General features: G+C 64.4%; 20 protein-coding genes and 2 pseudogenes. 9 read left to right on the forward strand and 13 right to left on the reverse strand.

All coding sequences use genetic code 11. The features are described 5' to 3' along the window. The first annotated feature begins 30 nt into the window (after positions 1–30). Genes AC27VQ_RS23885 through AC27VQ_RS23895 form a run of 3 tightly spaced genes read left to right on the forward strand, consistent with a single transcriptional unit; the run spans position 31 to position 3724 of the window. The gene (locus AC27VQ_RS23885) at positions 31–1293 is read left to right on the forward strand and encodes a glycosyltransferase family 4 protein (RefSeq protein WP_488718278.1); all 1263 of its coding nucleotides are present in this window, start codon (positions 31–33) and stop codon (positions 1291–1293) included. Next, the gene (locus AC27VQ_RS23890) at positions 1290–2522 is read left to right on the forward strand and encodes a glycosyltransferase family 4 protein (protein WP_488718279.1); all 1233 of its coding nucleotides are present in this window, start codon (positions 1290–1292) and stop codon (positions 2520–2522) included. Before AC27VQ_RS23885 ends, AC27VQ_RS23890 begins: the two co-directional genes overlap by 4 nt. Next, positions 2519–3724: a glycosyltransferase gene (locus AC27VQ_RS23895; protein WP_488718280.1), complete on the forward strand. Its 1206-nt coding sequence runs from the start codon at positions 2519–2521 to the stop codon at positions 3722–3724. The genes AC27VQ_RS23890 and AC27VQ_RS23895 overlap by 4 nt, the downstream gene beginning before the upstream one ends. A gap of 5 nt (positions 3725–3729) precedes the next feature. On the opposite strand, the gene AC27VQ_RS23900 is transcribed toward AC27VQ_RS23895, so the two are convergent. The 4 genes from AC27VQ_RS23900 to AC27VQ_RS23915 form a co-directional block, all read right to left on the reverse strand. After that, positions 3730–4317 (reverse strand): putative colanic acid biosynthesis acetyltransferase, encoded by a 588-nt coding sequence (locus AC27VQ_RS23900; protein ID WP_488718281.1) that lies wholly within the window; start codon positions 4315–4317, stop codon positions 3730–3732. Then, positions 4314–5594, reverse strand: a complete 1281-nt coding sequence (locus AC27VQ_RS23905) for a hypothetical protein (RefSeq protein ID WP_488718282.1) — start codon at positions 5592–5594, stop codon at positions 4314–4316. The genes AC27VQ_RS23900 and AC27VQ_RS23905 overlap by 4 nt, the downstream gene beginning before the upstream one ends. A gap of 120 nt (positions 5595–5714) precedes the next feature. Then, on the reverse strand, positions 5715–6548 hold the full coding sequence (locus tag AC27VQ_RS23910) for a glycosyltransferase family 2 protein (RefSeq protein ID WP_488718283.1): 834 nt from the start codon (positions 6546–6548) through the stop codon (positions 5715–5717). An 11-nt stretch (positions 6549–6559) separates the two neighbouring features. Beyond that, on the reverse strand, positions 6560–7636 hold the full coding sequence (locus AC27VQ_RS23915) for an MraY family glycosyltransferase (protein ID WP_421590688.1): 1077 nt from the start codon (positions 7634–7636) through the stop codon (positions 6560–6562). Between the two features lie 286 nt (positions 7637–7922). Here AC27VQ_RS23915 and lhgO point away from each other — a divergent pair, with 286 nt between their 5' ends. Next, positions 7923–9128, forward strand: a complete 1206-nt coding sequence (gene lhgO, locus AC27VQ_RS23920) for an L-2-hydroxyglutarate oxidase (protein WP_488718295.1) — start codon at positions 7923–7925, stop codon at positions 9126–9128. Positions 9129–9220: 92 nt separating this feature from the next. Here lhgO and AC27VQ_RS23925 read toward each other — a convergent pair. The 3 genes and pseudogenes from AC27VQ_RS23925 to AC27VQ_RS23935 all read right to left on the reverse strand — a co-directional run. Next, positions 9221–9485: pseudogene (locus AC27VQ_RS23925) on the reverse strand (hypothetical protein); the annotation flags it as partial. A gap of 195 nt (positions 9486–9680) precedes the next feature. Beyond that, positions 9681–9944 (reverse strand): hypothetical protein, encoded by a 264-nt coding sequence (locus AC27VQ_RS23930; RefSeq protein ID WP_421590687.1) that lies wholly within the window; start codon positions 9942–9944, stop codon positions 9681–9683. 11 nt (positions 9945–9955) lie between these two features. Beyond that, positions 9956–10825 carry an SDR family oxidoreductase gene (locus tag AC27VQ_RS23935; RefSeq protein WP_488718284.1) on the reverse strand — a complete coding sequence of 290 codons (870 nt, stop codon included), beginning with the start codon at positions 10823–10825 and terminating at the stop codon, positions 9956–9958. Positions 10826–11074: 249 nt separating this feature from the next. Between AC27VQ_RS23935 and AC27VQ_RS23940 the strand changes: the two are divergent. Continuing rightward, positions 11075–11356 (forward strand): annotated as a pseudogene (locus AC27VQ_RS23940) (response regulator); the annotation flags it as partial. 63 nt (positions 11357–11419) lie between these two features. Beyond that, entirely contained in the window at positions 11420–12988 is a 1569-nt protein-coding gene (locus tag AC27VQ_RS23945; protein WP_488718285.1) for a sensor histidine kinase, read from the forward strand. Here AC27VQ_RS23945 and AC27VQ_RS23950 read toward each other — a convergent pair. Genes AC27VQ_RS23950 through AC27VQ_RS23960 form a run of 3 tightly spaced genes read right to left on the reverse strand, consistent with a single transcriptional unit; the run spans position 12962 to position 14944 of the window. After that, complete coding sequence (locus AC27VQ_RS23950) at positions 12962–13504, reverse strand: DNA-3-methyladenine glycosylase (RefSeq protein WP_488718286.1); 543 nt, start codon at positions 13502–13504, stop codon at positions 12962–12964. The two genes, AC27VQ_RS23945 and AC27VQ_RS23950, sit on opposite strands and share 27 nt — an antisense overlap. Next, the gene (locus AC27VQ_RS23955; protein WP_488718287.1) at positions 13497–14219 is read right to left on the reverse strand and encodes a DUF72 domain-containing protein; all 723 of its coding nucleotides are present in this window, start codon (positions 14217–14219) and stop codon (positions 13497–13499) included. The genes AC27VQ_RS23950 and AC27VQ_RS23955 overlap by 8 nt, the downstream gene beginning before the upstream one ends. Then, entirely contained in the window at positions 14219–14944 is a 726-nt protein-coding gene (locus AC27VQ_RS23960; RefSeq protein ID WP_488718288.1) for an endonuclease/exonuclease/phosphatase family protein, read from the reverse strand. Before AC27VQ_RS23960 ends, AC27VQ_RS23955 begins: the two co-directional genes overlap by 1 nt. Before the next feature lie 98 nt (positions 14945–15042). On the opposite strand from AC27VQ_RS23960, the gene AC27VQ_RS23965 reads away from it, so the two are divergent. Beyond that, positions 15043–15975, forward strand: a complete 933-nt coding sequence (locus tag AC27VQ_RS23965; protein ID WP_488718289.1) for a lysylphosphatidylglycerol synthase domain-containing protein — start codon at positions 15043–15045, stop codon at positions 15973–15975. Here the strand turns inward: AC27VQ_RS23965 and AC27VQ_RS23970 are convergent. After that, entirely contained in the window at positions 15873–17426 is a 1554-nt protein-coding gene (locus AC27VQ_RS23970) for a phospholipase D-like domain-containing protein (RefSeq protein WP_488718290.1), read from the reverse strand. The two genes, AC27VQ_RS23965 and AC27VQ_RS23970, sit on opposite strands and share 103 nt — an antisense overlap. A 155-nt stretch (positions 17427–17581) precedes the next feature. Here AC27VQ_RS23970 and ku (AC27VQ_RS23975) point away from each other — a divergent pair, with 155 nt between their 5' ends. Continuing rightward, complete coding sequence (gene ku / locus AC27VQ_RS23975) at positions 17582–18433, forward strand: non-homologous end joining protein Ku (protein ID WP_488718291.1); 852 nt, start codon at positions 17582–17584, stop codon at positions 18431–18433. 2 nt (positions 18434–18435) lie between these two features. Continuing rightward, positions 18436–20988: a DNA ligase D gene (ligD, locus tag AC27VQ_RS23980; RefSeq protein ID WP_488718292.1), complete on the forward strand. Its 2553-nt coding sequence runs from the start codon at positions 18436–18438 to the stop codon at positions 20986–20988. 1 nt (position 20989) lies between these two features. On the opposite strand, the gene ku (AC27VQ_RS23985) is transcribed toward ligD, so the two are convergent. Together ku (AC27VQ_RS23985) and AC27VQ_RS23990 are read right to left on the reverse strand one after the other, a co-directional pair. Continuing rightward, positions 20990–21787 (reverse strand): non-homologous end joining protein Ku, encoded by a 798-nt coding sequence (ku, locus tag AC27VQ_RS23985; RefSeq protein ID WP_488718293.1) that lies wholly within the window; start codon positions 21785–21787, stop codon positions 20990–20992. After that, on the reverse strand, positions 21787–21957 hold the full coding sequence (locus AC27VQ_RS23990; protein WP_488718294.1) for a hypothetical protein: 171 nt from the start codon (positions 21955–21957) through the stop codon (positions 21787–21789). Before AC27VQ_RS23990 ends, ku (AC27VQ_RS23985) begins: the two co-directional genes overlap by 1 nt. Between the last annotated feature and the right edge of the window lie 646 nt (positions 21958–22603).

The raw sequence follows: 22603 nt of genomic DNA on the forward strand, positions 1-22603 counted from the left end.
CGTTGAAGACCAACGATGCGGGGCGGCTCCATGAGGACGATCTTCGTCAACCGGTATTTCCATCCCGACCAGTCGGCGACGAGCCGCATGGTGGCGGCGCTGGCCTTCGGCCTCGCCCGGCAGGGCGGCGCGGTCACGGTCCTTGCCAGCCGCGCCTTCCATGACTGCCGCGACGCCCCGCTCGCCGGCCGCGAAACCTGTTCCGGCGTGGAGGTCGTGCGGCTTTCCACCTCGCGTTTCGGCCGCGGCACCCTGCCCGGCCGCGCCGCCGATTACCTGTCCTTCCATCTTGCGGCTTTTGGCTGGCTCTCCCGGAACATTCGGCCCGGCGATGTCGTCGTCGTGTGTACCGACCCTCCGCTGATCTCGCTTTCCTGCGCGCTGCCGATCCGGCTGCGCGGCGGACGGATGGTCAACTGGATCATGGATCTGTTTCCTGAAACCGCCGTCGAGCTCGGGTTCCTCGGCAAGGCGCCGTTTCTCGGGCGGCTTGCCGCGTGGTTGCGCGACCGGTCGATCGCACGGTCGCGGCTGACCGTCTGCCCGACGGAGCGGATGGCGGATTATCTGCTGGCGCGGGGCGTTCCGGCGGAACGCATGCGCGTGCTGCATCACTGGTCCGACGCCGCCGAGATCCACCCCATCCCAAAGGACGACAACCACCTGCGCACCGACTGGGGCTATTCGGGCAAGTTCGTCGTCGGCTATTCCGGCAATTTCGGCCGCGCCCACGAATTCGCCACGCTGATCGAGGCGGCAACGCTCTTGAAGGACCACCCGAACATCCGCTTCCTCATGGTCGGAGGCGGCTACAAGCTTCAATCGGTCAAAAGCGCGGTGCAGGAGCGCGGGCTTACCAACGTCGTCTTCAAACCGCTGCAACCGGCAAGGAACCTTGCCGAAAGCCTCGGCGTGCCGGACGTGCACGTCGTCTCCCTGCTGCCCTGTCTCGAACACTGCATCATCCCGAGCAAGTTCTACGGCATCCTCGCCGCCGGCAAGCCCACGCTTTTCATCGGCGATCCCAAAGGCAGCGTCGCGACGGTCGTTACCGCCGAGCAATGCGGCGTGACCATCGAGATCGGGCAAGCGGAGACGCTTGCCCGCACGGTATCGAATCTCGCCGCCGCTCCCGAACGGGTCGCGGCGATGGGGGTGGCCGCAAGGGCGGTGCTCGAAGCCGACTATGCCTATGACCGTGCGCTCGCCACCTGGAGCACCCTTCTCGCCGAGCTTGCCGAACGCGACCGCGTTCCCTCAGGCGCCGTTCTGCTGGAGCAACGACCGTCATGAGCAATACCGTCGTCGTCAGCCAGCTCGGCGCCCGCATGCACTACGCCGTCGCCCGAATCCTGGCGAAGGAAGGAAGGCTCGGCCATTTCTTCACCGATATCTGCGGCACGAAGAGCTGGCCCGCGCTGCTGCGCAAGCTGCCCCCCACCCTGCTGCCGCGTCCGGTGCAGCGGCTGGTCGGGCGGGTTCCGAGCGGCGTGCCGCCGGAACTGATCACGGATTTTCCGCTTTTCGGCGTGCGTTCCGCCATCCGTCGCCTGCGCATCGAGGATGCCGCAGAAGAGACGTCTCACGCCGTCTGGGCCGGCAGCCGGTTCTCGACGCTCGTCGCCGCACACGGCTTCCACAACGCCGCCGGCCTCTATGCCTATAGCGGCGATGCCCTGGAGCAGATGCGGGCAGCCAAGCGGCAGGGCCTGTGGGTCGCCGTCGAGCAGATGATCGCGCCGCGCACCGTCGTGGAGAGCATTCTCGCCGAGGAAATGCGGCACTTTCCGGAATGGGCCGGCCCGCCGTTGCCGAATCCCCACGCCGGGATTTTCGCGGACCGAGAGCGCGCCGAATGGGCATTGGCCGACTGCATCGTCTGCCCGTCCGAATTCGTGCGCGACCATGTCGTCGCGGAAGGCGGGCCGGCGGAGCGTTGCGTCGTCGTCCCCTACGGCGTCGATGCGAAGGACCGCTCCGGCGCGACGCTGCGCGCACCGGGTCCGCTGCGCATCTTGACGATCGGCGAGATCGGCCTGCGCAAGGGCTCGCCCTATGTGCTGCAGGCCGCCGAACGCCTCGGCACCGCCGTTCGCATGCGTATGGCCGGCCCCGACCGGCTTCCACCGTCGGTCCATCGGCGGCTGAGCCGCTCGATCGAGCTTCGGGGCATCGTGCCGCGCGCGGCCATTGCCGAGGAATACCGCTGGGCGGATGTCTTCCTGCTGCCGTCGCTCTGCGAGGGATCGGCGACCGTCGTTTATGAAGCACTGGCCTCGGGACTTCCGGTCATCACCACCTACAGCACGGGAAGCGTCGTGCGCGACGGCGTGGAAGGCCTGATCGTGCCGGAGCGCGATCCGCAGGCGATCGTCGATGCGGTGCGCTACCTTGCCGAAAACGAATACCTGCGCGCGACCATGGCGGCGAATGCCCGGCTTCGGGCCAGGGAATACACCGTCGACAAATATGGCGCCCGCCTGCTCGGCGTTCTCTCGGGGCTGCATGGATCCCCCCCATGAAGATCGTCCACGTCATCACCTCGATCGATCCGGACAGCGGCGGGCCGCAGGCCGTGGTCATGCGGCTCGCCGCCGCACAGGCGAACCTTGGCCACGATGTCCGCGTGGTGAGCCAGGCCGACGACCGCACACTCGCCCGCGTCGCCCGGCTCGGCGCGGCGATCCCCGGTTTTGCGCAGGTCGTCTGGCACATCCTGCCGCCGCCGGGCGTCGTCGAGGCCATGCTGTGCCTCAAGGCACGCCCGTTCCTGACGCGGATTCTCGCCGACACCCAGCATGTGCATCTGCACGGCGTGTGGGAACCGATCCTCGCCTGCGCGGCGGCCATCGCCGCGCGCAGCGGCGTGCCCTATTGCGTCTGCCCCGCCGGCATGCTGGACACCTGGAGCCTTGCGCAAAAGCCCTGGAAAAAGCGCCTCGCGCTGGCCTTGGGCTGCCGCCGGATGCTCGACGGCGCGGCCTTCCTCCATGCGCTCAACCACGACGAGGTGAAGCTGATGCGCCCGCTTCACCTGAAGGCGCCGGCCGAGATCATCCCCAACGGCATCTTCGTCGAGGAATTCGAACGCCTTCCGTCCACCGCGGATTTTCCCGCGCTGATCGGCCTGCCGGTGGAGCGGCGCTTCGTGCTCTTCCTGTCGCGGCTGCACTACAAGAAGGGGCTCGATCTTCTGGCGAACGCCTTCCAGCTGGTGGCACGGCAATGCCCCGACGTCGATCTCGTCGTCGCGGGGCCGGATGGCGGCGCGGAGGACGATTTCCGCGATCTCGTGCGCCGCTTCGGCCTCGAAAGGCGGGTCTTCATGGTCGGGCCGATCTATGGCGAGACCAAGCTGCAGGCCTTTGTGGCCGCCGCCTGCTTCTGCCTGCCCAGCCGGCAGGAAGGGTTCAGCATCGCCATCACCGAGGCGCTTGCCTGCGGCACGCCCGTCGTCATCAGCGATGCGTGCCATTTTCCGGAAGTCGCGACCGCCGGCGCGGGCGCGGTCGTAAGCCTCGATCCGATGGACATCGCCACGGCCATGATCGATGTGCTTCTGCATCCTCTCGCAGCCACGGCCATGGGATATAACGGCCGCCGGCTGGTGTTCGAGAACTACACCTGGCCGCGCATCGCCCATCTGACGGTCGGCCTCTACGAGGCCTATCGGCCGGCGACGGCGAGCATCAGCCTGACCGCCGCCAACGATAGCTGCCCCTGAACCCGTCAGGTGTCGCCCGACCTTCGGCTGGCGACGGCACGCGCCGGATTGCCGGCATAGACCGTCCAGGGCTCCAGCGCCTTGACCGCCACGCCACGCGCGCCGAGCACCGCGCCCTCGCCCACCTCCGTTCCCGGCCCGACGAAGGCTTCCGCCGCGACCCAGGCCTTGCGGCGCAGCACGATCGGCCGCGCCACCAGCGGGAAGGATGCCTGCTGGATATCATGCGTGCCGGTGCACAGATGCGCGCGCTGCGAGACGATTGCCAGAGCTTCGAGCGTCACCGGCGCCACATTGTAGCAGATCACGCCCGGCCCCATCGAGGCGTTGCGTCCCATCACGAGATTGCCCGGCCACCAGATGAGGGTGCTGCCATGCACGATGGCGGTCGGATCGAGTTTCGCACCGAACAGGCGCAGCAGGAGGTTTCGCCAGGGATGGAAGGGCGACGGCGTCCAGGCTGCAAGGCACCGCCAGGTGATGAGCCAGGCGAGCCGCATCAGCCGGAACCGCAGCGCGAAGGTCGGACCGCCAAGCAGCGGCGTCGCCAGGCCGGCGGCATTGAAAGCGGGATCGTCATAGCGCGATTTCATGGATGGACGAGCCTCCCTGGCGCAAGCGGATCGGCATGGGCGCCCGGCTCGCGCCTGACGGGGACGACCGCAAGCGCCAGCGACGGCACGAGGAACAGCACCATATGCACCCAGGCCATGATCACCCAGTCGGTCTGGTGCGAAACGACATGCATCGCCGGCACGACGGACAGCATATAGACGAGCTGGCCCGCCGCCTGCCCTTCCTTGGCACTGGCCCAGAGCCGCGCCAGCAGATAGGCGATCAGGAAAAACTTCACCGCGCCGAAATACCAGAAGGACTGGAACGCGTCGGCCATGCCGGTCTCCGTCGTCCCGGTGAGCGCGTTATAGTCGCGCGCCATGGGCGGCGTCTTCAGCATCAGGGAGCGCTTTGCCGCCTCGCCGACCAGCTGGGAGGGCACATAGTTGAACACCAGCCGGTTCCAGTGGAACTTGCCGTAGTCGAATTCCAGCGAGGTCGCGGCATGGTCGATGCGCAGGATCGCATTGCGCACTTCCAGCCCGCCCTCCTGCAAGGTCGCCCGGAAATTCGCGGAGACGTCGATCTGGCCGATGTCCTGCCAGATCGGGCCGGAATTCGCCCGCGTGATCGCCCGGTAGTCGCCCATGCTGTTCATGAGGAAGGTCCCCAGCAGCACGCCGGCAAGCGCGATCGTCCGCGGCGCCAGCCATCCCCTATGGAACCAGAAGGCGACGGCGAAGATCGCCACGAGCTCGATGGCTTCCGCCCGCTTGCCGGTGACGACGATGCGGTCGAGATAGAAGACGAGATCGAAGGCGACGATGGAGAAGGCGAAGAGCGACGTCCGCCTCGCGAGGCAGAGAACGCCGAGCGCGAGTCCATAGGTCATGAGCCGCGCGACGAAAAGGTAGATCACCGGCACACCGCTCATCTGCACGCCCACGACCATGTCGCCCGGCAGGCGGCTCAGCTTGAAATAGAAATAGGCGCCGATGACCGACAGCACGGCGGAGACGATCAGCAGGCGCCGTTCGCCGAAATTTCGGCGCAGGAAGGCGACCGGCTTTTGCGTGGAGGACCAACCGAGCCAGGCCGCCGCAAGGCACAGGATCGTGAACGCCGCCATCCGCTCATAGGCGCCGCGCGGCAGGAACCGGTCGTCCATCAGGCCGGGCAACTGGGGCAGGAGAAAGCTCACGGCCATGACGCCGATGAGGAAGGGAAGCTGGTAGATCCGCCCCGGCGCCAGCATGCCCCACAGCAAGAGGAGCGCGACCGTCAGGCAGAGGAGGCAGGTCAACAGCAGGTTCACGGGCGGGCCTCCTTTCCGAAAGCGGGTGCGCGAAAAGATCAACCGCCGGAAGGGGAAGCCTCGTGTCTCCCCGCTCCCGACGGCGGTCGCAGGAAGGCAAGTGCCGCCCGCGACGAACGATCAGACCGGCAAGCCTTCCTCGCGGCGGCGCAGCTCCTCGGTCTTGATGACGATCATGTATTCGTAGGCCGCAAGCAGCCGGCAGTAATGGTAGCCTTCCTTCCCGTCGAGGAAGCCGCCGCGCAGCAAATACATGTAGAGGAAGCGGGCGGCCGGCCGGAACGGCAGGCGCATGGACAGTTCCTTCAGCGCCCGCCGGCGCACCTCCGGCACGCCGCTCAGGACGTCGCGCCACGGCACGCGCTTCTCGCGCAGGCTGATCACCGTCTCGCGCGCCTCCGACGAGGAGTAGCGGTTGTGCTTGTCGTACCAGGCGTTCATGCCCTTGTTGAAGCTGTAGTGGATGAAATGCGCGTCAAGCCGCCCTTCCGGGCCTTCGGTCAGGCAGCGCGAATGGGCGTCGCGCTCGTAGCGCACGCGATCGGGCCGCACCAGCCGCGTGATCCAGGTCGGGTAGAGACTGCTGTGCTTGATCCAGCGCCCCATGAACATGTTCTTGTAGCGGATGCGGAAGGCACTTTCGGGCCGCGTGTGATCGCGGGCGATCGCCAGCATCTCGTCGCGCAGGTCCGGCGGCGTCACCTCGTCGGCATCGGGTGTATAGACCCAGGCGTATTTGTACTCGATCTCCTTCAGCCCGTAGGTGCGCTGGTGCGATTCCGTGTCGTGCACCCGCTGGTAGACGCGCGCGCCAGCAGCCCGCGCGATCTCGACCGTCGCGTCGGTGGAATAGGAATCGAGCACCACGATATCGTCGCACCAGTCCAGCGAGGCAAGGCAGGCGGGAAGGTTCTTCTCCTCGTTCAACGTCATGATCAGCACGGAAATCGACATCGCGGTCCTCCCTACACCTGCAGCTTGACGGACGGACGTGCAGCCCGATGGCCCCGCCGGTGCGTGGCGCTTTCAACGGCAAGCACGAAGGCGCTGTGAACGGCCGCGACGAGCAGCAGGCCGACCACCATCACCGGCGCCGGCACGTCGAACAGCAGCCCGAGATAGCCGATGCCGCCGCACAGGAAGGAAATGAGGACGATGACGTAGCTGGTGGCCGCCGGCGAGAGGCCGGCATCGATCAGCAGATGGTGCAGGTGCCGGCGATCCGCCGACATGGGGCTGCGATGATCGAGCAGGCGGCGCACCATGAGGCTCAACGTATCGATCACCGGGAGGATCACCAGCCAGAGCAGGGAGGGGAAAGGCAGGCCCTCTGCGCCATCCGACAGGCGCAGGATCAGATAGGCGATGATCGCGCCCAGCGCCGTGCTGCCGGCATCGCCGAGATAGACGGAGGCGCGGGCGCGCCAGGGGCTGCGCAGGTTGAAGAGGAGGAAGCCGCCGACCGCCGCCAGCAGTGCGGCAACCGGAAAGACCAGCCCGTCCTCGCCGGCATGCAGCACCAGGAGAAGAATCCAGACGAGCGTGGCCGCAGCACTGCCGCCGGCAAGGCCGTCGACGCCGTCAACCATGTTCCAGGCGTTGATCAGCCCGACGACGAAGGCGACGGAGACGACGAGGAGGACCGCATGGCCGCCGAAGCCCGCGACCGGCAGCATGTCGCCGAGCGAAATCTGCCCCAGGCCTTCCGCGGCGATCAGCGCCACGGCGATCAGCACCTGGGCGGCGAACCGGAAGCGCGCGGGCAGGGCAAAGCGATCGTCGACGACCCCGAGCGTGACGACGAGCAGCGTCGCCGACCAGAAGCCCGGTCCGACATCCATCGCGTTCGCGGTGAGCAGGCTTACGCCGGAAAAGGCCAGGAAGATGGCGATCCCGCCGCACAGCGGAACGGCGCCCTCATGGATCTTCCGGTGGTCCGGCAGATCGAGGAGATGAAGCGGCACCGACAGCCAGCGCAACAGGACGACGAAAAAGGCGCTCAGCGCGAGAGACGCCGAACTTTCGAGCAGCAAGAAGATCATTAGACGCCCCTGCAATCGCGCCGATGCCCTTACCGTCAGCGGTCAGGTTGCATGGGCGACGATGCAAGCATAGCGTTTGATTCGCCGCTCCGACCATTTGGGCAAAAGGCTCAAGCGACTGGCGCGAAAGGCGAATTTCATCGGACTGCTCACCCTCGTCTACCCCCTTTCCACCCCCCTCTCCTCCCTTTGGCCGAAGGTGGCAACGTGGCTTTCGGTACACGAAAAGGTTACCGTCATCCTCCTCGCGCAGAGCGCCCAATAGCGGCAACCAGAGTTCGGCATGATTTACGACCATTGCGTCATCGGCGGCGGTATCGTGGGCCTGGCAACGGCCATGCGGCTGCTCGAAACCTATCCCGGCAGCAGCCTCCTCCTCCTCGAAAAGGAAGACGCGCTCGGCCGGCACCAGACCGGCCACAACAGCGGCGTCATCCATGCCGGCATCTACTATCCGCCCGGCAGCCTGAAGGCGGAGCTATGCCGCAAGGGCGCGCAAGCCACCAAGGCGTTCTGCGCGGAAAACGGCATCCGCTTCGAGGTCTGCGGCAAGCTGCTCGTCGCCACGTCCGATCTTGAGATGCAGCGCATGGATGCCCTCTACGAACGCTCCAAGCAGAACACGATCGAGGTTCATCGCATCGGCGAGGGAGAGTTGAAGGAGCGGGAGCCGAACATCCGCGGCCGCGGCGCGCTCTTCGTCCCGTCCACCGGAATCGTCAGCTATGCGGAGGTCTGCCAGGCCATGGGGCGGCGCGTCGCGGCGCTCGGCGGCGAGATCCGCCTCTCGACGCGCGTCACCGGCCTTCGCGAAACGGTCGATACCGTCGACATCGCGACAGACGGTGATAGTTGGCAGGCGAAAAAGCTGGTGGCCTGCGCCGGGCTGCAATCGGACCGGCTGGCGCTCCTTGCCGGCCTTGCGATCGAGCATCGCATCGTCCCCTTCCGCGGCGAATATTACCGCCTGCCGGCGGACAAGAACGAAATCGTCCGCCACCTCATCTACCCGATCCCCGACCCCGACCTGCCCTTCCTCGGCGTTCACCTGACGCGTATGATCGACGGCAGCGTGACGGTGGGCCCGAACGCCGTGATCGGCTTTGCCCGCGAGGGCTATCCCCGGCTCTCCGTCAATCTGTCCGACATGGCCGACTATGCCCGGTTTCCCGGCTTCTGGAAAACCGTCCTCGCCCACCGCAAATCCGCCATGACCGAGCTCAGAAACTCGCTCTGGAAACGCGGCTACCTAGAGGAATGCCGGAAATACTGCCCAAGCCTCACCCTTTCCGACCTTCTGCCGCACGAGGCAGGCATCCGCGCCCAGGCCGTCCACCGCGACGGCACCCTCATCCACGATTTCCTCTTCGCCCAAACCGACCGCATGCTCCACGTCTGCAACGCGCCTTCCCCCGCGGCCACGTCGGCGATCCCGATTGCGGACATGATCGTGAACGGCCTGCTCGAAACCAGCAGTCGCGCCGGGAGATGAAAGCTGGCTCCGTGATTGTTCCGTCAATGATGGCCGCAAGCCGCATCATCACCAGATCGCCGATAGCCGTTTTCGCGAGTTTTCGGGAGCACGGCTGCTGCGGCTGAGGCGCCGACGGCCGTGGCCGCAACAACGGACAACACCGACTGCACGCCGCTTCCAATTAGCGAGATGAACGCGGACCCCCGCGAGCCCGACCACCACAACACTAGCCAACGCCCAGCTCCGGAAACCATGCCCCGTATCCCGGAAGCACACTTCGTCGGTGGAAATGCCGGCCTATTTCGTGTGCAACCGCCCGGTGAGATAGCCACCAAGCGCCGAGGACAGCCATTGCACGATGACGACCCAAATGGCGGGGGACGATAGGAGCTTCGTTCAGCCAGCCCAGACGAGGATTACCATATCCCAACAAAAGAACAGAAGTTCGAACTCAGCCACTCCGAGGCGAGAGACCGTGATGTAGGGCAAGCGGGAGGTTTGAGTGACTGTTCCCTCGCTTTTCCGCGGAGCGAGCAACCGCAAAGCCCCTACGAAGCGCCGATGCTTTTCTTATCTGCCAACCATCGAGACAAGCAGCAGACAGGTCATTGCGCCTCCGACCCTCTGCCAACGCGTCATGCTGTCTTGAGTCCGGCGTAGGCGGATTTGTTCTCGCAGCGCCACGATTTCAGCACGCAGACCCGCCAGTTCATCCAGAACGCGTTGATCGTTGATCGACGAAAGACGGGTTGGGCCAGTCGCCTCCTCGATCTCGTGCTGATACTCGCGCCATTGCGCATCGCTCTCGAAACCGTGTTTGCGAATGTAGGTCATCGCGCTCTCCCTCAGATCATGATGTCGCCGCCGGTGACGGGGATCACTGCACCGGTCATGTAGCTGCCGAGATCGGAGGCAAGCAGAACATAGGCCCCCGCGAGTTCGGCCGGTTGGCCGGCGCGACCGATTAGGGCCTGCTTGCCGAAATCCTTCGTTTTCTCCGGTGGCATGGTGGAGGGAATGAGCGGCGTCCAGATCGGTCCCGGCGCAACGGCATTCACGCGAATGCCCTTTTCGGCGACCATTTCGGCAAGACCCGCGGTGAAGTTCGAAATCGCTCCCTTCGTCGCTGCATAGGCGAGGAGATGAGGCGACGGCTGGCGGGACTGGATCGAGGTCGTGTTTATAATGGAGCTGCCGGGCTTCATATGTGCAATCGCCGCACGCGAAAGGAAAAACGGTGCATAGATATTGGTCCGGAAGGTGATGTCCCACTCTTCGGAACTGATATCGCCGATATCGGCGTAAGTCCGCTGGAAAGCGGCGTTGTTGACGAGGATGTCGAGCTGGCCAAAATTTTCCAGGCATTGACGCACGAGATGCCGACAGTGACCCTCGCTTGTTATATCCCCTGGAAGGATGACAGCCTTGCGGCCCGCCTCTTCCACCCAGCGAGCGGTCTCGTTGGCGTCCTGATCTTCACTCAGATAGGAAATCGCGATATCAGCGCCCTCGCGTGCAAAGGCGATGGCAACCGCCCGGCCGATACCGGAATCCGCACCGGTGATCAGAGCCACTTTGCCTTTCAGACGATCTGCACCACGGTAGCTCTCCTCGCCATGGTCGGGAACCGGTTCCATTACCTTCGTCAAACCAGGCGGAACTTGCTCCTGCGCCGGTTGTGGCGGTAACGGACGGCGAACATCGTTTTCGGTCATCTCGTTCTCCTCGCAATGGGTTCCTCATACCAACTAGATATCTCGTATGATGTTCCCCGCTGGCGCAGAGAGCCACCGCAGGGCGCGCGGCTGGAGACCGATGCGAAAGGCCCATCCCGAGCTACAGGAGAAGGACTATCTCTGCCTCTATGTTCAGAATGAGGGGTATGGCGTGGACCCGGACACGCTGAAAAATGCCATCTCGCCTTTCTTCACAACAAAGGGCATCGGGAAGGCACGGGCCATACCGTCTGCGAGGCCGGCTCGGGCACCAAGGCTCTAGCATTTCACGCCGAACGGGCGATCGACCTTATCGTCACCGATCAGGCCATGCCGCAGATGACCGGTTCGCAGCTTGCCGATATCGTGCGCGAAACTTGGTCTGGCATCCCCATCGTGCTCGCCACAGGTTACTCCGAACTGCCGCCGGAAGCACGCGCAGTTGGAGGATATCATCAAATGGGCGCTATCTGGCGATGCCCATCAATCAAGGCGATAGATCCGGTAGATGACCGATCGCGGTGGATTTGACGAAAACCAGCGACATGACGCATCCTTCTGGTTAAAGTCTTCCGACGCACTTGGGGGATAGCAGTGCTGCGCAGGCTGAACGTGCACTTCACGCTGGCAAGAGCGGCTGCGATGATCATCGTTGCGATGTTTGTCTCGCTTGTCCTCATGCTCGGCCTATGGCTCAACACGAGCTATCGCGATGCGGTCCGCCGTACCGAGGAGCGGGCCATCGCGGCCTCCAAGATCGTCGCAAGCAATGTATCCCTGCTCGATTCCCTGGCGCATCAGGCCCTTCAGCGCATCGACGATACGCTGGGTGAGAACATCGTGCCGCCCGCTTCCGCCAAGGTGGCGAACATCAACGAGGCGGTCGCGGACCTTCCGGGCCAGGTCAAGGCCTATGTCGTGGATGAAGCGGGGCTGACGCTCTATTCGACCGATCCGATGGTGAAACCGATCAGCATTGTCGACCGCCCGTATTTCTCTGAGCTGGCAAAGGGCGCCAAGCAATACGTTTCAAGCCTCCTGATCAGCCGCCTCAACGGCGAGCAGATCTTTGCCTTCAGCCGCAGGCTGGAACGGAATGGCCGGTTTGCCGGCGCGGCCGTCGTTTCCTTCGAGGTCAGGGTGCTCGCCGACGTCTGGGAAGCCGTCGATCTCGGCCCGAATTCCACGGTCAGCTTCGTCCGCGCCGACGGCCAGCTCGTCGCGCGCTATCCGCTCGCCGACGGGCCGCTCGACATGAGCAAATACGTGCTGTTCACGGATTACCTGCCCAAGGCACCGGAGGGCACCTACGAGGCCATTTCGCCCGTCGACGGCGCCCATCGCATCGTCGCCTATCGAGCCGTCGATGGCACGGGGCTGATCGCGCTCGCATCGGCGGACTATGATTTCGGCATCAAGCGCTTCTGGCGGGATATGACGGTGGCGATCTCGGTGTTGGTCCTGGCAGGCGTCAGCCTGCTCGCCGCCGGCCAGTGGATCCGCCACCTCCGGCAGCGCGACGCGGCGCAATCCCAGCTGCTGCGCAACGCCCTTGCGGACAATCAGCTGCTGCTTCGCGAGATCCACCACCGCGTCAAGAACAACCTGCAGGCCGTCCAGAGCATCATTCAGCTTCAGCGCCTGCCTGCGGAAATCCAGCAGTCGCTGGCCGACCGCATCTCCTCCATGGTCGCCGTGCACGAGCAGATCTACCTGCACGATGAATTCTCCCGCCTCTGCGCGCGGGATCTCCTCACCTCCGTCGTCGAGAAGCTGGTGAGCGCCTATGGCGCGGCCGTGACTGTGGACTACGATATCGAAGAGATCGCCGTCTCGACCGACAATGCGACCCCGCTCGCCCTGCTGGTGAGCGAACTTCTGACCAATATCCTGAAATATGCCTTTACCGATGGTCGCGAAGGCAAGATTTCCATTGCACTCAAGGCCATCGGAGAGCGCCGCGCCCGGCTCACCGTGCGCGACAACGGCGTCGGCTTCAACCCGCAGACCATGCAGCAGGGCATGGGAAGCCGCCTGATCCGGGGCGTCGTCAACCAGTTGAACGGCACCCACATCTTCGACGGAAGCGATGGAACAACCTTCACCGCCGAGTTGGAGATCGTTGAGCCGCACGGGTCAGATCGGCCGGCTCAGATAGCGTGATCCCCTGACGGCGAAGCGCCACGGGCGTTCGGCAGCCTTGCTGATGCCGATGCGCACGCCGCTTGCCGACGCCGGCACCTCGGATGGCGACTCCAGGGAAAAGGGATCGGCGAGAACCGACAATCCATTCATGTCCCCGGTGATGGCGAGCGCCTTGCACAGATTGCCCGGCCCGGCACACAGTTTGCGCCCCTCGCCTGTCGCCCGACGCGCCATCATCGTGTCGAGCCCGTGCGTCGGCTCCAGCGCGCGGATGAGCACGGCGCTGCCGCGCTCGCACACGATATTGAAGCACCAGTGCAGGCCATAGGAACGATAGACATAGGCCCGGCCCGGCTCCCCGAACATCGCCGCGTTTCCAGCCGTCCGCCCGCGAAAACTGTGCGATGCCTCGTCGTCCTGCCGGTAGGCCTCGGTTTCGACGACAAGCCCGCCGACGCCATCGACCAGCAGGCGGGCTCCGAGAAGATCCGTCGCGACGGCAACCACGTCGCGCGCGAAGAAACGTTCATCCATCCTGCCGGCCCGCTATGTGATCCCGCATCGTCAGCGCATTTTCGATGGCGGCGCCGGAGGCCGTGTTGTCGAAGACGCACCAGCTCTCTTCACCGAGGCGCTCCGCGAAAGCACGGATTTCGGCATCGCTGTAATGGGAGTAATAAATCTTAGGTGTGCCGTGCAACCGTATATATCGGGGCGTTTCACGAAAACCGGACATGGGCCAGACGGGTGCGGGATCGGCCAGAACACGATCGACGGCATATTCCTGCAGAAGCGCGTGTGCGGGCTGCAACGCCCAGCTTTTGTGGCGCGGTTCGATCACGAGGGTGCCCGAAAAAACGCGGCGCATGGCTGCCAAAGCCTCCTCGGCTACGGCGGCATCGAATTTGAGGCTCGGCGGCAACTGGCACAGCAAGGGGCCAAGCTTGTCGTCCAGCACCGAGATCTCGTCCATGAAGACATCGAAGAGCGGGCCGATGTTTTGCAGGCGCGCCCCGTGCGTGATCTCGCGCGGTATCTTCGCCGCGAAACGGAAATGCGCCGGCACCGCGCTTGCCCAGCGCTCGAACGTCTTCTCCTGGTGATGGCGATAGAAGGTCGAGTTGATCTCCACGCCGTTGAAGACGGCGGCATAGCGTTCGAGACCGCTGCCCATCTCGGGAAAGCGGGCGGCGACCTTCTTCGGGATCGACCAGGCCGCCGTTGCGATGAAAGGCCCGTTCTGCCGCATCACAAGATCTCCAGATCGGCATAGAGCGGCAGATGGTCGGATGCCCGGCGGGCGAGCGGCGTGTCATGAACGAAGGTGCGGCTGGCGGAAATTCCCTCGCCAATGAAGATGTGGTCGATGCGCAGCAGCGGCAGGCGGGAGGGAAAGGTCGCAGCGGGCCGCCCGCCGGCATCGGCCTGCGTATCCCGAAGGCGGCGCGCGAGCATGCGATAGGATGGTGAGCGTGAGATGGCGTTTAGGTCGCCGGCAAGGATGATGCGTGCATTGTCAGGCATCGGCGCCCCGAGCCAGTCCGGCCCGATCAGGGCTTCGGTCTGGCGCACGCGCTCGGCGCCGAACAGGCCGAGATGGGTGACGAAAACCTGCAACATGACGCCATCGACGGGCACCTCCACCCACAGCGCGCCCCGTGGCTCGCCGCGCGAGGGAAGCCCATCGGCCTTGACGAGGCGTGTCGGCAGCGCCGTCAGCAGCGCATCGCCATAACGCTCCTCCTCCAGATGCAGCGCCGGATGGAAATGCGAGACCATGCTGAGATGGTTGGCGATGGTCTGCGCCTGGTCGATGCCGCCGCTGCGCGCCCGCGCGACGTCCACCTCCTGCAACGCGACGATGTCGGCTTCGCATTCGGCGATCACCTCGGCGATGCGGCCGGGATCGAGCTTCCGGTCCGTGCCGAAGCAACTGTGCACGTTGTATGTCATGATCCTCAGCCGCCTGCCCATGCCTTCCTCTCGTCATGTCTGCCGTCTCGGGAACACAAAAGCCCGGTTTTCGTTCCACCCCGACAGACGGGCCCGACAGACCGGGAAGGACCTGCCGCATGAAACGTACCCATATCCTCCACGCGCTCATCGTCCTTGCCGTGCTCGTCGCGGGATGGCTGATCTACCGGACGCTGGCGCAATATTCCTGGGACGATATCCGCGACTCCGTCGCCGCTATTCCCAAGAGGAATTTCGCCCTGGCACTCGCCTTCGCGGCCTGCTCCTATCTCTGCCTCACGGTCTTCGACTTTCTGGCCTTGCACTATGTCGGCAAGCCGCTCTCCTATCCGCGCGCCGCGCTTGCCTCCTTCACCAGCCTTGCCATCGGTCACAATGTGGGCGTCGCGGCCCTCAGCAGCGGTGCGGTGCGCTATCGTTTCTATTCCCGCTGGGGCCTCGATGCGGAGGAGATAGCCAAGCTGATCCTCTTTTGCGGCGTGACCGTGGGGCTTGGACTGATCACGCTGGCCGGGCTCTGCCTCATCCTGCTTCCCGGCACCGCGGGAAAGATCGCCGGGCTTGGAGCCGCCGCCTCCGTCACGCTCGGCATGGCTTGCCTTGGACTCGGAGCCGGCTATCTGGCGCTTGCCGCCTTCGTGCGCGGCGAGTTGAAGGTCCGCAACTGGCGTTTTGCACTACCGACGCTGCGCCTTGCCGCCTTGCAGATCCTCGTCGGAACGGTCAACTTCGCCTGCGTCGCCGCCTGCCTGCACCAGCTTCTGAACGGAGAAGCGGGCTATATGGAAACGACCGCCGCCTATGTGGTGGGTAATCTCACGGCGCTGGTCAGCCATGTGCCGGGCGGGCTCGGCGTGCTGGAGGCGACGATCGGCTTCCTGCTCGGCGGCTCGGCCTCCATCGGCGCGCTGATCGCCTTCCGCCTCGTCTATTTCTTCATTCCGCTGCCGCTCGGGCTGGTCTCGCTGCTCGCCAGCGAAACCTTGCTCGGCTCGAACGCCGATGCCGGTTTGCGCAAGGGCGCAAGCTGATGGCGTAGAAATCTCCGCGCAATACCCGCCCAGGCCGAGATCGGCCACCAGGGGGCGATCGGATCGACGATGCCGGTTCCCATGACCGGGGCGATCGCGCCCTCGCCCGCCGCATCCCGGAAGGGTCGCAACCCGCGCTTACGCGTGTTGAACGCATCGATCGCTCGGTTAAGCGCCCCTTCCCTGCGAACCGCAGCCGCGAAGGTCGCCGGGTTGATATCGAGATGCTCGGCGAGCAGGCGATCCCGCAGCGCGAGAATGCCGTTCCGCTCCACATCAGTGCGCGCCTCTATGGCGATGTCGAGCTCGGTATCCAGCCCCTCGCTGCGCTGGTTGAGGTTGGAAGAGCCGATGCGCAGGAAAACATCGTCCACGATCACCAACTTGGAGTGGATGACGATCTCCTGCTCCGTTCCATCGGGCTTCGGCACGACGGGATAGAAGGCCCGCATGCGGCCATGCTTGTCGCACTGGCCGAGGCGACGGATGAAACGGTCGCGGTTCGCACCGAGCACGAGGCGCTCGATGGTGCCGTGCGAACTCAGCGTCGAGACGATGACGACCTCCGGCCCGTCCGGCTCGGAAAGCCGCTCGCACAGCACGTCGCAGACCCGGTTCGAGGCGAAATACTGGCTCTCGATATAGATATGGCGCCGCGCCGCCTTGAGCGCCGCGACGGTGAGGTCCATCGCCTCCGTCACGGCGGCGCGGCCACGGATTGCCGGCTCCGTGCGCGCGAAGGCGACCTCCACATTCCTCATCAAATCCGCCGTGCCGCCGAGATGGATTTCGGCGGGCGTCGTCATTGCAGGGATGGTTTCGTCCGTGGCGAAGAGCCAGCGGCGGCGGGCAATATCGCCCGCAAGCCGCGCCGCCTCGCCCTTCAGCGCCACCTGCATGTCGTGCACCGGTTCGTAGGGCTTGCCGGAAGGGAGCTTGCGCCTGGGATCGTCGACAAGATGATCGCTCGTATCCCAACGCTTGGCGGTGAGATCGATGCCACCGACGAAGGCGACCGCATCGTCCACCACGACGAACTTCTGGTGATGCGAGCCGCGGATCGGGTGACGATTATCGAAGGCGAGCACGATGCGCGGATGAGAGGACCAGCGCCGCTTGCGGAACATCTTCAGCGACTTGCCGGAATAGACCGGCCCCATGCCCCAGACGAGCACGCGGATCGTCAGGTCGGGCCGCTCCTCCACAAGCCTGAGCAGAAAGGCGCCGAGCGTCGGGGACTGCGGCATTCCGGGTTGCATCGGAATATCGGGATTGAAGTCCCAGCCGACGATCCAGACCTCCCGGCGCGCCTGCTCCAGGACGCCCTCCAGCATCTGGAAATAGGCCTGCCCGTCGACGAGCACGTCGAGGTGGCTCGCCGTTGCCGTGCGCCAGGCGTTTTGGCCGGGCCGGATGATCGGGGCATTTGTATCAATATCCGGAACGAGCAACGGGGATCCTTCGTTTCGCACTGTCTGCCGCCTTGTCTGGTTTGCCTCTGCAGCGCGGAAATTCGCGGCACTGGCTTTGGTTCCCTATCTCGCGCCGGCATCGGAACATTTGGCGACGGCCGGCATTGCCTCCGCGTTGAAGCGGGAGAACGAGCGTGGCGCCGAGAGCAAACTGGAAAGGTTTCCTGAAGGTGGGTGAACTTGTGTGCCCGGTTGCCCTCTATACCGCCGCATCGACCAGCGAACGCATCGCCTTCCACATGCTCAACCGCAGGACCGGCCACCGGCTGCACCGGGAGTTCGTCGACAGCGAGACGGGCAAGGTGGTGGAGCGCGAAGACCAGGTGAAGGGCTACGAGGCGGGCGAGAATGACTATATCGCGCTCGATCCCGAGGAAATCGCCGCCGCGATCCCTGAGAGCGACAAGACGCTGGAGATAGACGCCTTCATCGCTTGCGACGAGATCGACGACCTCTATTTCGACAAGCCCTATTATCTTACGCCCTCCGACCGGCATGGCGCGGACGCCTTCGCGCTGATCCGCGAGGGCATGAAGATGAAAAAGGTAGCGGCGGTGGCCCAGACCGTGCTCTTCCGCCGGGTGCGCACCCTCCTCATACGCCCGGAAGGCGAGGGTCTCATCGCCACCACGCTCAATTACGATTACGAGGTCCGTTCTGTCGAGGAGGCCTTCGCAGACATCCCCGCCATCACGCTCAAGGGCGAGATGCTGGAGCTTGCCGAACACATCATCAAGACGAAAAGCGGCCGCTTCGACCCGAAGACGTTCGACGACCGCTACGACGCGGCACTGGCCGAGGTGGTGAAGGCCAAGATCGAGGGCCGGAAGATCAAGCCCGTAAAGCCGAAGGCCGAGGGCAAGGTCGTCGACCTCATGGAGGCCCTGCGCCAGAGCGCCGGCAAGGATGAGAAGCCCGCCAGGCGCAAGGCGAAGAAACCCGCGGCGGCAAGCAGGACGGCGGCGGGCCGCCGCAAGGCAGGATGAGCATGGCGACGCTGGACACTTACCGGCAGAAACGGAACTTCAAGTCCACCTCTGAGCCACGCGGTCGCAAGGCGCGCAAGAGCGGCCAGAGTTTCGTCATTCAGAAACACGACGCAACACGCCTGCACTACGATTTCCGCCTCGAAATGGACGGCGTGCTCAAGAGCTGGGCGGTGACGCGCGGCCCCAGCCTGGTGCCGAGCGAAAAGCGGCTAGCCGTGCACGTGGAGGATCATCCGCTGGCCTATGGGGATTTCGAGGGCACGATCCCCAAGGGCGAATATGGCGGCGGCACCGTCATCGTCTGGGACCGCGGCAGTTGGGAACCGATCGGCGACGCGCGAAAAGCCTATGCCAAGGGGCATCTGGAATTCACGCTCGACGGCGAGAAACTGCACGGTCGCTGGCATCTCGTGCGCATGCACGGCAAGCCCGGCGAAAAGCGGGAGAACTGGCTGCTGATCAAGGGCGACGACGAATTTGCGATGCCGGAAGGCGAGGACGATATGCTCGACGAGCGGCCGGAATCGGTGAAGACGGGCCGGGAGATTGCCGACGTCGCCGGGGAAGAGCCCGGCAGGTCTTCGAAGACAGGCCCCATCCGCAAATCCGCGAAGAAAAAAACCGAGCCGAAGGCGCAAAAGCAGGAGGAGCCGGCCGTGAAGGCGCCCGATCCCTCTGACATCAAGGGCGCGCGCAAGGCGAAGCTGCCGGATTTTCTGCCCCCGATGCTGGCGACACTCGCGACGACGCCGCCGGCCGGCGAGCGCTGGCTGCACGAGATCAAGTTCGACGGCTACCGGCTGCAGGCCCGCATCGAGGCCGGCCGGGTCAAACTCCTCACCCGCAGCGGGCTGGACTGGACGAAGAAGTTCGGCAAGGCCGTGATCGCCGCCCTCGCCGCCCTGCCTGTCGGCACGGCGCTGCTCGACGGCGAGCTCGTGGTCGAGACGAGCGCCGGCGCATCCGACTTTTCCGCCCTTCAGGCCGATCTCAGCGAAAGGCGCGACGACCGCTTCACCTTCTACCTCTTCGACCTGCTCCATCTCGACGGCTATGACCTGACGCGCCTTCCTCTGGACGCACGCAAGGCGCTGCTCGAAAAACTGGTGCCGGGGACAGACGGGATCCTGCGCTATAGCGGCCATTTCGACGAAAACGGCGCGCTGGTGCTGCGCCATGCCTGCCGCCTCAGCCTCGAAGGCGTCGTGTCGAAGCTGCGCGATGCGTTCTATCGGGAGGGCCGCAGCAAGAGCTGGATCAAGTCGAAGTGCTCGGCCCGGCAGGAATTCGTCATCGGCGGCTACGCCCCGTCCACCGTCTCGCGCCAGGCCATCGGCTCGCTCGTGCTCGGCGCCTACAAGAACGGCAAGCTCGAACCCGTCGGCCGGGTCGGCACAGGCTTTTCCGCCCCCGTCGCCGCCGATCTCTTCAAGCGCCTCTCGCGCATACGGACGGACGAGAGCCCATTCGGCCGGAAATTAACGGCCGAAGAAGCACGGCAGGCGCGCTACGTGCGGGCGGAGCTGGTTGCCGAAGTGGAATTCCGCGCCTGGACGGCCGACGGGCATTTGCGCCATGCTTCCTTCCGCGGTCTCAGGGAGGACAAGCCCGCAAAGGAGGTCGTTGCCGAGATGCCAAAACGTAAGTCAGCCAGCGAACCGACAAGCGAAAAGCCGCCGCGCCGCACCGTGCGCCTTACCCATCCGGACCGGCTCTACTGGCCCGACGCGGGCGTCACCAAGGAAGGGCTTGCCGACTACTACACCGAGGTCTGGCGCTATATCGCCCCGCATATCGTCGGTCGGCCGCTTGCGCTTTTGCGCGCGCCCAGCGGCATCGACGGCCAGACCTTCTTTCAGAAACACGCCTGGAAGGGCATCAACGCCAAGATCATTGAAGTACAGGACCCCACCGAAAAGGATGACGAGCCATATGTCGCCATCAACGATCTGGATGGCCTGATAAGCCTCGTGCAATCGGCCGTGCTGGAAATTCACCCCTGGGGCTCGACGCTTGCCGACTGGGAGCGGCCGGACCGCATCATCATGGACCTCGACCCCGGCGAGGGCGTGGAATGGCAGGCGATCATCGACGCGGCTGAGGAGACGCGCAAGCGCCTGGAAGCGGCGGGTCTCAACGCTTTCGTGAAAACCTCCGGCGGCAAGGGCCTGCATGTCTGCGCGCCCCTGAAGCCCTCGGCGCGCTGGCCGGCGGTCAAGACTTTCTGCAAGGCCGTCGCCGATGCGATGGCCAAGGACAGCCCCGACAAATATGTCTCGACCATCACCAAGTCGAAGCGCCGGGGGAAAATCCTCATCGATTACCTGCGAAACCAGCGCGGCATGACGGCGGTGGCACCCTATTCCACCCGCGCCCGGCCGGGTGCGGCTGTTTCCATGCCGCTCGCCTGGAGCGAGCTCAGCGCCGATATCGGCCCTGCCTATTTCACGGTGCACAATACACCGACACGCCTGCAGGCGCTGGCCGCCGATCCCTGGGCGGATTTCCAGAAATCGGCAGCGCCGCTGAAGACCCCCAAGGCTAAGAGCTGAGCTATTTCCCTTTGCCTTCCGCCTTGATGCTCTTGCGCAACGCATCCATGATGTTGATGACATTGCCCGAGGTCGGCGGCGGTGTCTTGGCCTTGGCGGGACGCCTGCGGCCCTTCTTCTTGGCGGCGATGATGTCGAGCAACCGATCCTGCACCGGATCGCCCGCCATCGTCGGGTTCCACGCCTTCGTGCGTTCCTTAATCAGCGTCTTGACCAGGCCCAGAGCCTTCGAATCCGGTTTCACCTGCTTGAGACCGGCAAAATAATCTTTCTCGTCGCGCACCTCGTCGCCATAGCGCAACGTCCACAGCACGATGCCCTTGCCGCGCGGCTCCAGCATCACGGCCCGCTCGCGGCGGTAGAGCACCAGCCGGGAGATGCCGACAGTGCCCGTCGAGGCCATGGCTTCCCGGATGACGGAAAACGCCTCCTCGCCGACCGTGTCGTTCGGCACCAGGTAGTGTGGGGAGTCGTACCAGATCCATTCTATGCTTTCACGCGGCACGAAGGTCTCGATATCGATCGTGCGCGTGCTTTCCAGCGCCACCGCCTCGATTTCGTCGTCCTCGAGCATCACATAGTCGTCCTCACCGCGCGGATAGCCCTTCACCTCGTCGTCCTCATCCACCGCCTTGCCGGTGACGGCGTCGACATAGCGGCTGACAACGGGGTTGCCCGTCTTGCCGTTGAGTGTGCGGAAACGCACCTTGTCCTCCTTCGAGATCGCCGGCGACATGGCGACGGGGCACGTCACCAGCGAGAGCTTGAGATAACCTTTCCAGAACGCGCGCGGCGCCATCAGCCCTTCCTTTCGAGCGGCAGGTGTTTCGACAAGGCGAAGCGTTCCGCGAACGCGATGTCCTCCTGCGTGACGATGGGTATGGGGTCGGAGAGAATGGCGAGCAGCGTTTCGCGCTCGGCGCGAAGCAAAGCAGCCAGTGCTAGGATCAGTCGGTCCTTGTTGTCCATCGGGTCCTCCCCAACTACGGGCATGCCTCTAATGCGACAGTTCCCTGGTAGTTCCCGGAACCTTGACCCGTCGCCATCAGAGGTGCTCAAGCAAGACCCTCCGATCAAAGGGCCCATGGCAGCACCAGCCGCGCCGACTGTGCCCCAAAGGCCCGACACCATGGCGCGCTCTGAGACTGTCAATCATCCGACAGCTTGCTTAGTGCGGTATGCAAATGCCATTTCTCATGACCTTTGAACGCCACAGCCGCTACAAATTGCCATGACTGACATATTTCGAAGTTTTGTGGCAAGCTACTTCGAAAGCTGGTTTCGTTCTGTCCAGACGGTACCGCCGCGCGACATCAGGCAGAAAGACCAGCGCACCCTACTGATGAACTGGCAACGAACATTAACTGGGAAATCACGTAGGCTTGTCGATCACGAAGGCAGACGAGCCGAGGCCGTTCTTGCTGTATCGAGTTCCCGGCTTTGTCTAGGCTCCCATTGTATGCTTGCCAAGCAAGCGAACCATTCTCAAGAAACTGCCAGCTAAATCTCTGAAACTTTTGGCTGCGCGGACGCCAAACTGAAACGGCGCAACGATCTAGAATGAGCGCTTCGTCCCGTATGGAATGACCCATCAGAGGTTTTGCGGTGATGGCTG

It is taken from the genome of Shinella sp. 20P9.1.1, from assembly GCF_057798995.1.

What these genes read in the sequence shown, in the direction of transcription:
- AC27VQ_RS23895 (WP_488718280.1), top strand. Translation starts at nt 2,519, where the DNA reads ATGAAGATCGTCCACGTCATCACCTCGATCGATCCGGACAGCGGCGGG.
- AC27VQ_RS23915 (WP_421590688.1), bottom strand. Translation starts at nt 7,636, where the DNA reads ATGATCTTCTTGCTGCTCGAAAGTTCGGCGTCTCTCGCGCTGAGCGCC.
- AC27VQ_RS23935 (WP_488718284.1), bottom strand. Translation starts at nt 10,825, where the DNA reads ATGACCGAAAACGATGTTCGCCGTCCGTTACCGCCACAACCGGCGCAG.
- AC27VQ_RS23950 (WP_488718286.1), bottom strand. Translation starts at nt 13,504, where the DNA reads ATGGATGAACGTTTCTTCGCGCGCGACGTGGTTGCCGTCGCGACGGAT.
- AC27VQ_RS23900 (WP_488718281.1), bottom strand. Translation starts at nt 4,317, where the DNA reads ATGAAATCGCGCTATGACGATCCCGCTTTCAATGCCGCCGGCCTGGCG.
- AC27VQ_RS23955 (WP_488718287.1), bottom strand. Translation starts at nt 14,219, where the DNA reads ATGCGGCAGAACGGGCCTTTCATCGCAACGGCGGCCTGGTCGATCCCG.
- AC27VQ_RS23885 (WP_488718278.1), top strand. Translation starts at nt 31, where the DNA reads ATGAGGACGATCTTCGTCAACCGGTATTTCCATCCCGACCAGTCGGCG.
- AC27VQ_RS23930 (WP_421590687.1), bottom strand. Translation starts at nt 9,944, where the DNA reads ATGACCTACATTCGCAAACACGGTTTCGAGAGCGATGCGCAATGGCGC.
- AC27VQ_RS23890 (WP_488718279.1), top strand. Translation starts at nt 1,290, where the DNA reads ATGAGCAATACCGTCGTCGTCAGCCAGCTCGGCGCCCGCATGCACTAC.
- ku (WP_488718293.1), bottom strand. Translation starts at nt 21,787, where the DNA reads ATGGCGCCGCGCGCGTTCTGGAAAGGTTATCTCAAGCTCTCGCTGGTG.
- ligD (WP_488718292.1), top strand. Translation starts at nt 18,436, where the DNA reads ATGGCGACGCTGGACACTTACCGGCAGAAACGGAACTTCAAGTCCACC.
- AC27VQ_RS23990 (WP_488718294.1), bottom strand. Translation starts at nt 21,957, where the DNA reads ATGGACAACAAGGACCGACTGATCCTAGCACTGGCTGCTTTGCTTCGC.
- AC27VQ_RS23960 (WP_488718288.1), bottom strand. Translation starts at nt 14,944, where the DNA reads ATGGGCAGGCGGCTGAGGATCATGACATACAACGTGCACAGTTGCTTC.
- AC27VQ_RS23965 (WP_488718289.1), top strand. Translation starts at nt 15,043, where the DNA reads ATGAAACGTACCCATATCCTCCACGCGCTCATCGTCCTTGCCGTGCTC.
- AC27VQ_RS23910 (WP_488718283.1), bottom strand. Translation starts at nt 6,548, where the DNA reads ATGTCGATTTCCGTGCTGATCATGACGTTGAACGAGGAGAAGAACCTT.